The organism is Nocardia anaemiae NBRC 100462 (assembly GCF_001612725.1).
In the GTDB taxonomy this organism is placed as follows: Bacteria; Actinomycetota; Actinomycetes; order Mycobacteriales; family Mycobacteriaceae; genus Nocardia; species Nocardia anaemiae.
The window spans coordinates 252,806-264,849 of record NZ_BDAZ01000008.1 but is presented as its reverse complement, the minus strand read 5'-3'; the positions used below and the strand labels follow the sequence as shown (position 1 = coordinate 264,849).

Below are 12,044 nucleotides of genomic sequence, written 5' to 3'. Positions count from 1 at the left end.
GCCGCCCGCTCCTGGTTGCTTGCGTGCTGGGTGGTTTTCGCTCTTCGGGTTTGCTCCCGGTTGCTCGCGTCCTGGACGGTTTCGCTCGTCCAGCTCGGTCCCGGTCGCTCGCGTCCGGACGATCATCACGTTCCAGCCTGCTCCCGGTGCCCGCGTCCCGGACGGTTTTCGCCCTCCCGGCCTACCCGGTCGCTCTCAGCCCGGACGATCATCACCCCTCCGGCCGCCCAGACGGGGATCACTCAGTCATGCGGCCCGACCAACTGCCCCGATCGTCCCGCGCTCGACCCCGAATTCCCCCTCGGCGGGAAAGGAATCCGCGATTGCGCAGGCGTCTGCGTCGGCCCGAATTGCGGCGTCGGCGTAGCCGATGAGGCCGGACCGCGTTCCTGCCCGGACGACCCCGCGCCCGGTGCATTCGGATTTCCGAACAACGGCCCGAGCAACTCGGGGAACGGGATCGGCGGCAGGTTCGGATCCGGGCGCAGTGTCGGCGCGGACGGGGTGGTCCCGACGGGCGAGGAGGCGGTCGAGGTGGCCGGTTGGCTGCGGTCCGGGGTGAGGGAGGGGATACTGGCGCCGGAGGGCCGGTTGGTGCTCTCCCGGTTCGGGCCGGTGGTCGAAGTGCCCGCGCCGGTCGGTGGCGCCACCGTCACCGGCGCCGAGGGTAGTTGGGCACTGCTTGTGGTGCCCGCGGGGGAGATCTCGTCGTCTCCGGTCGGCGCGAAAGTCTTCACCCCGTAGCCGATGACCAACCCGACCACCACGATGGCGCCCGCCAGCGTGCCGACGACCTTGGTAAAGGTACCGACCGGCGCGTCGGCCGCGCCGACCACCGGGAATACCGAAGGCTGCGCCGAATCCGCCACCAGCGCGGCACCTTTCGCGATCACCGCCTCCGGATCGTCGATGGTGTGCACCGGAATGGCCAGCTGGTGTTCGAGGGTGGACAGCACGGCCGGAATATTGGCGCCGCCGCCGATCACGATGACGGCCTGCGGCATTTTGGGGGCCCGTGCGAATACCGCGGCGGTGAAGACCGCGGTCTCGCGCAGCAGATCCGAGATCAGTTCCTCGAAGTCGGCCCTGGTCAGCTTGAGCGGCTGTCCGGCGACGTGATCGATGGTCACGGCCGGCGCGATTGATAGATGTTCCTTGGCGGCACGGCCGCGGTTGGTCAGCATGCCCCGGTTGGGCCGGGTGCCGCGCCGGGCGTAGTGCAAATCGACGAGGTGGTGATAGATCAGCTCGTCGATGGCATTGCCGCTGACCGCGGCGGTGCGCTCGGTGCGCAGGATGGTCGAATCGGCCTGGTCGGCGACGGTTACGCTGAGGCCGGTAGCCCCTAGATCGACGATGGCGACCGTGTCGTAGCGGTCCACGAGTCCGGTGTGCCGCAAATAGGTAAGTGCCGCAGTAGCTTCCGGCACCAGCCGCAGATCGCGCAGTTTGCCGGTGGCCGACCGGATCACCTGAGCCTGCTCTTTGCTGCGATAGGCGACCGCGACGCTGGTTGGCGGGCGACCGGCGGCGGAATCGACACCGACCGATTTCGCACCGGCGAAGCGCGCACCGACCGGATGCGCCGGAAACGACACGTCATAGGAGAGCTGCGTGGTCGGTAGTTGGGTGGTCATCAGCTCGATCGAGGACGCGACGAGATCGCCGAGATCGGAGTGGGCCGCGTCCGCGGAAACCACGCGGTAGTCGAAACTCTGCGCGCCATTGGACGCGGTAGCGACCAGCGCCGAGCACACGACCTCGTTACCGGCCGATATGCCGAGGGATGTTCGCATGTCACCTCCCTTCGAGCGGATGGTCATGGTGTCGCCGACCATCTCGAATGGACAGCCGGACAGCTCGCGTGGATGGCGAGCGATCCGGACGCGGGACCGGGCCGACCCGTTGTCCGGATGGGTCGCTGGGACGGCCATGGATCACGTGTGGTCTTGCCCTCTGGTGAAGCTTCTTGTGGAGAAACGCTGGTGTTGTGACGCTGGTTCGAACTCGGTACTGACGCTGATCTTGCTATGGCGGAGCGGTATTGCTCTGTGGCGCTGGGTGTTTCGTGACGCTTGGTGCTCCCCCCACGGCGCCGGTTCGTGACGAACACGGCGAGCGGAGCACGACCGTCGTCAATACTGTCACAATCCGTTATCCGAACGTTACAGATTTGCCGAAGTCTTGGGAAGCCCCAGACAACTGGGCGTGGCGTGGCGCACGCGTGTCGGAAAACGACACGCGGTGCCTGGGACCAACGGTTTTGGCACAGTCCAACCTTGAGCGCTGGCACTCGCATGTATAGAGTGCTAGTCGGCACTGTGTGATGTGCGTGTGCCAGTTCGACTACTGAGCAGGGGTCCCGGCACCCGCGACGACGGGGCTGATGCGCAGGGTCGAGTTCGAGTGGCCGCTGGCGACTGCTTGCCGGTCGCTCGATACAAACCGATACCGATGGTCCGGGACAACAGTTCCGGACGACCGTAAATCCCCTGAAAGTGGAGGGCTCAACGTGGCGAGCGTGAACATCAAGCCGCTCGAGGACAAGATCCTCGTCCAGGCCAACGAGGCCGAGACGACGACGGCCTCCGGCCTGGTCATCCCCGACACGGCGAAGGAGAAGCCGCAGGAGGGCACCGTCATCGCCGTCGGCGAAGGACGCGTCACCGACAAGGGTGACCGCATCCCGGTAGACGTCAAGGAAGGCGACGTCGTCATCTACAGCAAGTACGGCGGCACCGAGATCAAGTACCAGGGCGAGGAATACCTCATCCTGTCGGCGCGCGACATCCTGGCCGTCGTCACCAAGTAGCCGATAGGCACATGCGTTCCGCCCCGGTGTCTTTCGCGACCCGGGGCGGAGTGCGTTCGGCCCAGAACACACAGGAGCTGACAAACACATGGCAAAGCAGATCGAGTTCGACGAGAAGGCTCGTCGTGCTCTCGAGCGCGGCGTCGACAAGCTCGCCGACGCGGTGAAGGTCACCCTCGGGCCGCGTGGTCGCCACGTCGTGCTCGCGAAGGCCTTCGGCGGCCCGACCGTGACCAACGACGGTGTCACCATCGCGCGCGATATCGACCTCGAGGATCCGTTCGAGAACCTCGGCGCGCAGCTGGTCAAGAGCGTCGCGACCAAAACCAATGATGTCGCCGGTGACGGCACGACCACCGCCACCGTGCTGGCCCAGGCGCTGGTGCGCGCGGGCCTGAAGAACGTTGCCGCTGGCGCGAATCCGATCGCGGTCGGTTCGGGCATCGCCAAGGCCGCCGACGCGGTCTCCGAGGCGCTGCTCGCGCTGGCCACCCCGGTCTCCGGCGAGCAGGCCATCGCACAGGTCGCCACCGTCTCCTCGCGTGACGAGGAGATCGGCGAAATGGTCGGCAAGGCGCTGACCACCGTCGGCAAGGACGGCGTCGTCACCGTCGAGGAGTCCTCGACGCTGCAGACCGAACTCGTCGTCACCGAGGGCGTGCAGTTCGACAAGGGCTACCTCTCGCCCTACTTCGTCACCGATGCCGACAGCCAGCAGGCCGTCCTCGAGGACGCCTACATCCTGCTGAACCGGGAGAAGATCAGCTCGCTGCCCGATCTGCTCCCGCTGCTGGAGAAGATCGCCGAATCCGGCAAGCCGGTGCTGATCATCGCCGAGGATGTCGAGGGCGAGGCGCTGTCCACCCTGGTGGTCAACTCGATCCGCAAGACCCTCAAGGCCGTTGCGGTGAAGGCCCCGTTCTTCGGTGACCGGCGCAAGGCCTTCCTCGACGACCTCGCCGTCGTCACCGCGGGCACCGTGGTCAACCCGGATCTGGGTATCGCGCTGCGCGAGGCGGGCATCGAGGTGCTCGGCAAGGCGCGTCGCGTGGTCGTCACCAAGGACGACACCACGATCATCGACGGTGCGGGCACCGCCGAGGACATCGCGGCCCGCGGCGCGCAGCTGCGGCGCGAGATCGAGGCCACCGATTCGGATTGGGATCGGGAGAAGCTCGAGGAGCGCCTGGCCAAGCTGGCCGGTGGCGTCGCGGTGATCAAGGTCGGCGCGGCCACCGAGACCGCGCTCAAGGAGCGCAAGTACCGGGTCGAGGACGCGGTGAGCGCGGCCAAGGCCGCCGTCGACGAGGGCATTGTGCCCGGTGGTGGCACCGCCCTCGTGCACGCCGCCGCCAAGCTCGTCGAACTGCGCGACTCGCTCTCGGGCGACGAGGCCATCGGTGTCGAGGCGGTGCGTACCGCACTGTCGGCGCCGCTGTTCTGGATCGCCACCAATGCGGGCGTGGACGGTTCCGTGGTGGTCAGCAAGGTCGCCGACGGCAAGGAGGGCTTCAACGCCGCCACCCTCGCCTACGGTGATCTGCTCACCGACGGTGTCGTGGACCCGGTGAAGGTGACCCGTTCCGCGGTCGTGAACGCGGCGTCGGTGGCCCGGATGATCCTCACCACCGAGAGCGCCGTGGTCGACAAGCCCGCCGAAGAGGAGCACGACCACAGCCACCACGGTCACGCGCACTGAGCGCAGGCCGCACGGCAAAAAGCCCCCGGGACCGCACGTCCCGGGGGCTTCGTTTTGTGAACAATATGAACGCAATGCCGCGCGAGAAGTCGGAAAATATCAATCGCGACGCGTCGGCGAAGTTCTAAGAGGCGACGGGTGGCTGCTCAGCGGCGATGGCGGCGAGCAATCTGGTGCGCAGGGCGGCGGGCGGCTCGGCCGCCGTCGCCTCCGCGAGAGCGGCGAGGACTTCGGCCGTCTGCTGGACCTCGGTCACGAATTCCGCGCGTAGTGCGGGGTCCTCGCCGTCGAGCACTTCCTGTACCGCATTGTGGTCTTCGTCGTCGATCGATCCGAGCGCGACGGCGTGCGCGAGATCGATCCGGGCTTCGTTCATCTCACGTCACCCCCAAACTTTTCTTCAGTCGTGTCAATCCGTCCCGTATACGGGACTTAACGGTCGGTAACCCTACGCCGAGGAAGTCGGCGACTTCCGCGTAGGTTCGCCCGCCGTAGTAGGCGAGCGAAATGGCTTCCCGCTGAGTCTGTGTCAATGTCCCTAGACCCTGCTGGACGGCCTGCTGCTCGAGCCTTCGCTCTACTTCTTCGGTGACCTCATCGAATTCGTTACCGAGAACCCTTATCCCGTAAGCGACTTCGCGCAGGGTATGGGCCTGTTCGGCGCGGACCCGGTCGACGGCCCGCCGATGCGCGAGTGTCATCAACCAGGTCACCGCGGAACCTTTGGTCGCGTCGAAACTGGACGCGGTCCGCCAGATCTGGAGATACACCTCCTGGGTGGTCTCCTCCGCGTAGCCGGGGTCGTGTAGGACGCGTAGCACCAGACCGAATACGCGCGCGCACGTTCGGTCGTAGAGCTCGGCGAATGCCTCCTGGTCGGACCGGCCGCAACGTTCGAGAAGTGCGGCGAGTTCGATACTTTCGGCGGCGCGTGCCGTTACCGCAGATTCCACCCGGTTGGAAGCAATGGTGGGTGGGATGGCTTCTCTTCGGAACGAGTCGCCCTCTGCGGCCGGCGGCCGCGTTGTCACAACGCTCCATTCTGTGTCATCGGTCACTACCGTAGCGGGCCGCTATCGGACCCCGTGCGGTGGGGTGTCAGCGAACCGCGTACCGACTAGCAACTTCCCTGTAAACCTCGACACGCCAGGCGTTTCTGGCGGGGGGACACGCCGTGACACGCCGATGGTTTTCGCGAAACGCCGTATGCACAACCGACTTCGGCTTGTGGCCATCGCCGGGTGTTTGCTAGGCATTCGGCGCGCCGCGACGCGTGGATGGGAAGAAGTTGGCTCAAACGGCCATGCGACGACGGTTGCGCCGGGCGTGCATCTCGCGCTCGGTTTCGGACATACCGCCCCAGATGCCATACGGCTCGCTGACTTTGAGCGCGTGGCTGCGGCACTGCATGAGCACCGGGCAGGCCCGGCAGATCTCCTTGGCGCGCATCTCGCGGGCGGTACGGGCGCGGCCGCGTTCACCATCCGGGTGGAAAAACACCGCGGAATCCTGACCGCGGCACGATCCCCGCATCTGCCAGTCCCAGACGTCCGCGTTCGGTCCGGGGAGGTGGGTCGGCATGGGCATGGTGAACTCCTCATGGTGCGAGCTCGTCAGCGTTGTCGAGCAGTTGTTCTGCAACAGTTGTGGCCACGGCGCTGGGTCGGCGGCGTGCCATGGGGCTCGCCTATTGCGGTCGCTGCAATTTCGCGCGGCGCCGACCGTGGCGATGAGCTACGTTAGGTCCAGCCGCGAAATTCCGTCAATAGTTCGATGCAGCAGTTTTCTAAATCTTAAGCTGCGAAATTTAACCTCGAAGCTGTTTACTTTTCAGAGCCGTCCGGTAATACTGATCGGTTGACCAGAGGCCGGTATGTCTTCGCATGGCATCAGTATTCCGCATTCCCGCAGGTGGGAACGGGTCGACGGTTGCATCCTCGAGTGGTAGCGAGTAGGCGCGGACGTGGGTCCTATCACATCGTCGACCGGCCGCTGCGATGTCCGTTCGATCGGAGATGGCAGAAACGGGGCGCTGAGGTTAATTGCGCGAAACGCATGTGAATTCCGGTCACACACGCTATGTGATTGCCAGAAGTACTTTTACTTGATGGAAACATCGCGGCGGCGAGGAAATGCTCAATATTAGCCGGAAGTACCTGACGGCCGGTTTCTCTCGCGCGGGCGCCTGCCCGCGCGCGGGTTAGAGTTCGGCCGTGCTCGTGCCCGCTTCCCCCATATATATCGAGTCCGCCATGCTTGCCGACGCGGCTTTCGGTACCTGTCCCGGCCGTGCCGCTGCCGAGTTGCCAGCTGCGGTGAGCCCGCTCGATTGCTGGTATCGGGCGGTGATTTTCGGTGGTCAGGGCTGCTACGCCGCGGCACGCGAAGAGTTGCGGGTGTTGCGCGCGCGCACCACCGATCCGGTGTTGCTGTCGCTGGCCGCGAGTACCGAAGGCTCGTTTCTGCGGCAGCTCGGCTGGCATGCCCGCGCCGCCGCCTACGACGGCCGCGCGGCCGCGTTGATCCTGCCGACCGGAGATGCGATCGGACCCGCTCGCGTGGACGCGATCTGTGACGCGCTGACAGGTCTGGCGGCCGACGCGCTCGGCACCGGCCGCCTGGCGCTCGCGGCCCGGCTGCTCCGGCGCAGCCATGACGCGATGACCCAGGCGCAGTCACCGCACGGCTGGCGAACCCTGATCCGCTGGCATTGGGTCTGCGCGGAGACCGCACTCGCTTCCGGCGCCGCCGAAACCGCCGCACCCCATGCCGCGACGGCCCTCGCGCTGGCCGAGGACGGACCCTCGGTCCGACACCGGATCAAGTCCCGGCTCCTGGTCGCCGCGACCGCCGCGGCATCCGGTGATATCGAACGCGCGAGCACGCTCGCCGATACGGTCGCCGAGCAGTGCCGCGAGCACGGATTGCTCCCATTGCGTTGGGCCAGTTCGATGTTGCGCTCCGGCGTGTGCTCGGGGGCTCGCGCGAGCGCCGCGGCAACCGATGCGCGGGAGTGCGCGCAGACCATCGGCCGTCGTGGCGGGCACTTTCGTCCCATGAGTGATTCCCGAGTCTGATCAACAGACCACCGTGTTGCCCGGATCCACGCGTTGTATCGCTATTGTTAGACCCGTTCCGCCCCTTCGGCGGAAGCACTGGTCATCACCGCCGGTGCCACTTGTAACGCCAGGAAATTCTCTGACGATGACGAACACGGGCGAAGAGTTGGACCTCGCCGTCGCTGCCGCTGCGCAGGGCGACAGATCCGCTTTAGCCCAGGTACTCGAATTGGTCCGCCCGTTGGTGGTGCGCTATTGCCGCGCGCGGATCGGCGCCGCGGAGCGTGGACAGCTCTCCGCGGACGACGTTGCGCAGGAGGTATGTCTGGCCGTGATGACAGCTCTGCCCCGGTATCAGGACCAGGGCAGGCCCTTCATGGCCTTCGTATACGGAATCGCTTCGCACAAGGTTGCCGACGCTCATCGCAACGCCGCCCGTAACAAGGCGGAGGCAATGGCCGAAGTACCAGATGTCATATCCACCGACCAGGGGCCGGAACAGCGAGCTCTCGAGTCCGAAACGAGCAGGCAGATGAACAGCCTGCTCGCGACGCTTCCGGAGAAGCATCGAGAGATTCTGATCCTGCGTTTGGTCATGGGTTTGTCAGCAGAGGAAACCGCAGTCGCCGTGGGCAGTACGGCGGGTGCGATACGCGTCGCCCAACACCGGGCGCTCGCGAAACTGAAGTCACAAGTGGCGAGGGCAGGTGAAATGTATGGCTAGGGATGGCGAGCGCGGTCGGGGCGACTGGAAGGCGCGACGTGGATCGCGGAATAGCGGTCCCTATGCCGGGAGCGGTGACACCGGTCCGGTCGACATCGCGGCGGTGCGCAGAGACGATGCGCTGATCGATGCCATTGCTAGCAACGGCCCGGTACAGACCGATAGCGCGGAGGAGTTTCAGCTCGCCTCGCTGCTTGCGGACTGGCGAGCGGAGCTGATTTCTCCGCCGCTGCCCGCCGGACCGAACCTGGACGAGATCGTTGCCGCGGTCAATCAGGAGATCGGCGCCCGGCAGGTCCGTATCGGTGCGCAGTCCGGTGGGCGACTACGGCTTATCCGTCCGATTCTCGGGACGGCCGCCGCGCTGGCTCTGGTCATCGGTGGTCTGTCGGCGTTCTCCTATGGCGCCGCTCCGGGTGATCCGCTCTGGCGGGTCAAGGAAGTCGTGTTCAGCGAACAGGCGCAGTCGACCGTGGTACAGCGTGCCGACAGCGATCTTGCTACCGCGAAAGCGGCGCTCGCTCAGGACAATCCAGAGCAGGCAAGGGCAAGGCTGGAGGGCGCCAAGGCGAATGCGGAGCTGATCGACGATCCGGTCAAGCGGGACAAGCGAATCAACGAATTCAACCTCTTGCTCGCGGAGTTGAACAAGATCGCTCCGGAGATCGGCAAGTCGCTCGCGGTGAGCACGACACCGACGACGCCCAACCCGGCGGCAACCGATGCCACCAACTCGCCGACCACCAAGCCTTCCGGCGAGACCGGTTCCACCTCATCGGTGGTTCCGCCGGTCGATACGAAGGTGCCGTCGACGGGCGCGAACTCACCGGGCCAGTCGACACCGCCGACCACCGCGCCGCCGGTAAGCACTCCGGAACAGCCGACCCAGCCCAGTCAACCGCCCCAGGCTCCGCCGACCACCGTGGTACCCAAGCCCACGGGGGTCGTGCCGAGCGCGGATACCGGCCCGCCTGCGCAACCCCCGACTTATCAGCAGCCGCCGACGTTCGTGGTTCCCACCGGTTTGCCGTCTTTGCCGGGGTTGCCCGGATCGGGCCCGGCCACTTAATCGGAGTCGATACTCCAACAGCGCTTTGGTTCGTGAAAAGCGCTCGATCCAGCAGAAGCGCTGTGGCGGATGCATATCCGCCACTTCCGCGCGTGCGTGGGTGCGCGGGCATCCGAATAATCGTGCATGAACCGATCGCCGACCGGCGGTCGGCTTCTTGTATGTCAGCTATTTCACATCGCGCCCGCGCGTCAGCGCGCTGTGTGGGCGCGCGATGTCAGCTGTCGAACCCGTCGAATCCGTCGCCGTGGAAGGCCTCGTTCATCGAGGCGTCCGCGTATCCCCGGCAGTAATCCCAGGTGACATACGCTTCCGGCATCGGGTCGTAGGCGGGCTCGTGCGGGCGCACCGTGCCGTCGACCAGCAGCTGAAGCAGGTTGGCGCGCAGCATGTCCCAGTCGTGGTAATGATCTTGTCTGCAGTCTTCGCAGCTGACCACGAGTCCTCGGATGCCGCGGTGCGCTAGTAGTGCCTCGTACACCGCAAGGTCGGCGAGATCCTCCTCGACCGCAAGGCGCTCGTGGGGATCCAGCGGTTCACCGGGCTCGATGGCATCGAGCGCGGCGGACGGGTCGGAGGGGTCTCCGGCGAACGGATCCGGCGGCAAGCCAGGTGGTAGATGGTCACGCACACCCCCACGGTACGCAGAACAGGGGGCTCTTCGCCAGCTATGTGGGGCGCAAGTTTCGGTGGTGGGCTCAGTTCCGTGAGCGAGCGCAGCGAGTGAACCATAGACACAGGCGCTCACGCGCGCGGCGGGGCCGAGCGTTAGCGAGGCGCCGTCGGGCGCGTGTTTGCGGGACAGATACCATGGGTGACAGGCCCCGGCCAGTATCCGACAGCGCTGGCGGAGCCGTCACCGTCCATCCCATCAGCTTCCACGACGCCGGCCACCCCGGCGTTCGTTGCTTTCGACGTCCAGGAGGGGTCGATCCGAATGAGTAATCCCGTATCGGGCGAACGAATCACGGTCCGCCCTCCTACGGGTGGTGACGATCCGAACAAGATCGCCATGCTCGGCCTCACGTTCGACGATGTGCTGTTGCTGCCGGCCGCTTCGGATCTCATCCCGAGCTCGGTGGAGACCTCCAGCCAGCTCACCCGCGAAATCCGATTGCGCACCCCGCTCTGCAGTTCCGCGATGGACACCGTGACCGAGGCGCGCATGGCCATCTCCATGGCGCGCGCGGGCGGCATGGGCGTACTGCACCGCAATCTCTCCGTCGCCGATCAGGCCGCGCAGGTCGAGACCGTCAAGCGGTCGGAGGCGGGCATGGTCACCGATCCGGTGACCTGCCGCCCCACCGACACCCTGGCCGAGGTCGACGCGATGTGCGGGCGCTTCCGTATTTCCGGTCTGCCGGTGGTGGATGAGACCGGCGCGCTTGTGGGCATTATCACCAACCGCGATATGCGCTTCGAGGTGGATCAGAACCGTCGGGTCGCCGATGTGATGACCAAGGCGCCGTTGATCACCGCGCAGGAGGGCGTCACCGCTGAGGCCGCGCTCGGTCTGCTGCGCCGCCACAAGATCGAGAAGCTGCCGATCGTCGATGGCAACGGCCGCCTGCGCGGACTCATCACCGTCAAGGATTTCGTCAAGACCGATCAGTACCCGAACGCCACCAAGGACCGCGACGGCCGCCTGCTCGTCGGCGCCGCGATCGGTGTCGGCGAGGACTCCTGGTCGCGCGCCATGACTTTGGCCGACGCCGGGGTGGATGTGCTCATCGTCGATACCGCGCACGGCCATCAGGCCGGTGTGCTGCAGATGGTCACCAAGGTCAAGGCCGAGGTCGGCGATCGCATCCAGATCGTCGGCGGCAATGTGGCCACCAGGGCCGGTGCGGCCGCGCTGGTCGAGGCGGGCGCGGATGCGGTGAAGGTCGGTGTCGGTCCCGGCTCGATCTGCACCACCCGGGTGGTCGCCGGTGTCGGCGCGCCGCAGATCACCGCGATCCTCGAGGCTGTCGCCGCGTGTAAGCCGCACGGCGTTCCGGTGATCGCCGACGGCGGCATCCAGTTCTCCGGTGATATCGCCAAGGCCATCGCGGCGGGCGCGTCCACCGTGATGCTCGGCTCGTTGCTGGCCGGTACCGCCGAGTCGCCGGGTGAGCTGATCCTGGTGGGTGGCAAGCAGTTCAAGAGCTACCGCGGCATGGGATCGCTCGGCGCAATGCAGGGACGCGGCCAGGCCAAGTCCTACTCCAAGGACCGCTATTTCCAGGACGACGTACTCGCCGAGGACAAGTTGGTGCCCGAGGGCATCGAGGGCCGGGTGCCGTTCCGCGGACCGGTCAACCAGGTGATCCATCAGCTCGTCGGCGGGCTGCGGGCGGCCATGGGCTACACCGGGTCGCAGTCCATCGCGGATCTGCAGGAGGCGCAGTTCGTGCAGATCACCGCGGCGGGACTCAAGGAGAGCCACCCGCACGACATCACCATGACCGTCGAGGCGCCCAACTACACTGGTCGCGGCTAGCCTGCTCGAGGGTTGTGTACTGGACGGAATGGTCCGGGCATGATTGAGCTGCTCGCGAGTCGTTGCGGATAGAGCAAAGAACTCGCGAGGCGAGGCGAGAGGTCGGGATGATCAGTCCTGACTATCGCACCTACTTGCCCACAACGGAGCGAGTCTTACGAGCGACCGTTCGCGGCCCGTCTCGCGTCCGAGTCGTCGA

11 protein-coding genes are annotated in these 12,044 nt (G+C 66.1%); 6 read left to right on the top strand and 5 right to left on the bottom strand.

All coding sequences use genetic code 11. The features are described from left to right. Window positions 1-242: 242 nt before the first annotated feature. The gene (locus NA5_RS06800; RefSeq protein WP_062983342.1) at window positions 243-1,796 is read right to left on the bottom strand and encodes a DUF7159 family protein; all 1,554 of its coding nucleotides are present in this window, start codon (window positions 1,794-1,796) and stop codon (window positions 243-245) included. A 716-nt stretch (window positions 1,797-2,512) separates the two neighbouring features. On the opposite strand from NA5_RS06800, the gene groES reads away from it, so the two are divergent. Together groES and groL are read left to right on the top strand one after the other, a co-directional pair. Then, a complete protein-coding gene (gene groES, locus NA5_RS06795; protein WP_040686722.1) occupies window positions 2,513-2,812 on the top strand; it encodes a co-chaperone GroES in 300 nt (99 codons plus the stop codon). Between the two features lie 88 nt (window positions 2,813-2,900). Next, on the top strand, window positions 2,901-4,511 hold the full coding sequence (groL, locus tag NA5_RS06790; RefSeq protein ID WP_062982999.1) for a chaperonin GroEL: 1,611 nt from the start codon (window positions 2,901-2,903) through the stop codon (window positions 4,509-4,511). Between the two features lie 124 nt (window positions 4,512-4,635). On the opposite strand, the gene NA5_RS06785 is transcribed toward groL, so the two are convergent. The 3 genes from NA5_RS06785 to NA5_RS06775 all read right to left on the bottom strand — a co-directional run bounded on the left by NA5_RS06785 (window position 4,636) and on the right by NA5_RS06775 (window position 6,098). Next, window positions 4,636-4,887: an RskA family anti-sigma factor gene (locus tag NA5_RS06785; RefSeq protein ID WP_062982997.1), complete on the bottom strand. Its 252-nt coding sequence runs from the start codon at window positions 4,885-4,887 to the stop codon at window positions 4,636-4,638. A gap of 1 nt (window position 4,888) precedes the next feature. Then, entirely contained in the window at window positions 4,889-5,464 is a 576-nt protein-coding gene (locus NA5_RS06780) for a sigma-70 family RNA polymerase sigma factor (protein WP_040686725.1), read from the bottom strand. A gap of 340 nt (window positions 5,465-5,804) precedes the next feature. Further along, on the bottom strand, window positions 5,805-6,098 hold the full coding sequence (locus NA5_RS06775; RefSeq protein ID WP_014981828.1) for a WhiB family transcriptional regulator: 294 nt from the start codon (window positions 6,096-6,098) through the stop codon (window positions 5,805-5,807). A 626-nt stretch (window positions 6,099-6,724) separates the two neighbouring features. Here NA5_RS06775 and NA5_RS06770 point away from each other — a divergent pair. The 3 genes from NA5_RS06770 to NA5_RS06760 all read left to right on the top strand — a co-directional run bounded on the left by NA5_RS06770 (window position 6,725) and on the right by NA5_RS06760 (window position 9,363). After that, window positions 6,725-7,588 carry a hypothetical protein gene (locus tag NA5_RS06770; RefSeq protein ID WP_245672122.1) on the top strand — a complete coding sequence of 288 codons (864 nt, stop codon included), beginning with the start codon at window positions 6,725-6,727 and terminating at the stop codon, window positions 7,586-7,588. A gap of 127 nt (window positions 7,589-7,715) precedes the next feature. Then, on the top strand, window positions 7,716-8,294 hold the full coding sequence (locus NA5_RS06765; protein ID WP_040686727.1) for a sigma-70 family RNA polymerase sigma factor: 579 nt from the start codon (window positions 7,716-7,718) through the stop codon (window positions 8,292-8,294). Continuing rightward, window positions 8,287-9,363: an anti-sigma-D factor RsdA gene (locus NA5_RS06760; protein WP_062982993.1), complete on the top strand. Its 1,077-nt coding sequence runs from the start codon at window positions 8,287-8,289 to the stop codon at window positions 9,361-9,363. Before NA5_RS06765 ends, NA5_RS06760 begins: the two co-directional genes overlap by 8 nt. A 217-nt stretch (window positions 9,364-9,580) precedes the next feature. On the opposite strand, the gene NA5_RS06755 is transcribed toward NA5_RS06760, so the two are convergent. After that, the gene (locus tag NA5_RS06755) at window positions 9,581-9,994 is read right to left on the bottom strand and encodes a DUF5319 domain-containing protein (protein WP_040686729.1); all 414 of its coding nucleotides are present in this window, start codon (window positions 9,992-9,994) and stop codon (window positions 9,581-9,583) included. A 306-nt stretch (window positions 9,995-10,300) separates the two neighbouring features. Here NA5_RS06755 and guaB point away from each other — a divergent pair, with 306 nt between their 5' ends. Then, on the top strand, window positions 10,301-11,845 hold the full coding sequence (guaB, locus tag NA5_RS06750; RefSeq protein WP_084483936.1) for an IMP dehydrogenase: 1,545 nt from the start codon (window positions 10,301-10,303) through the stop codon (window positions 11,843-11,845). The last annotated feature ends 199 nt before the right edge of the window (window positions 11,846-12,044 follow it).

Excerpts from the sequence above, each read along its gene's own strand:
- NA5_RS06800 (WP_062983342.1), bottom strand. The coding sequence starts at position 1,796 with ATGCGAACATCCCTCGGCATATCGGCCGGTAACGAGGTCGTGTGCTCG.
- groL (WP_062982999.1), top strand. The coding sequence starts at position 2,901 with ATGGCAAAGCAGATCGAGTTCGACGAGAAGGCTCGTCGTGCTCTCGAG.
- NA5_RS06785 (WP_062982997.1), bottom strand. The coding sequence starts at position 4,887 with ATGAACGAAGCCCGGATCGATCTCGCGCACGCCGTCGCGCTCGGATCG.
- NA5_RS06775 (WP_014981828.1), bottom strand. The coding sequence starts at position 6,098 with ATGCCCATGCCGACCCACCTCCCCGGACCGAACGCGGACGTCTGGGAC.
- NA5_RS06765 (WP_040686727.1), top strand. The coding sequence starts at position 7,716 with ATGACGAACACGGGCGAAGAGTTGGACCTCGCCGTCGCTGCCGCTGCG.
- NA5_RS06760 (WP_062982993.1), top strand. The coding sequence starts at position 8,287 with ATGGCTAGGGATGGCGAGCGCGGTCGGGGCGACTGGAAGGCGCGACGT.
- guaB (WP_084483936.1), top strand. The coding sequence starts at position 10,301 with ATGAGTAATCCCGTATCGGGCGAACGAATCACGGTCCGCCCTCCTACG.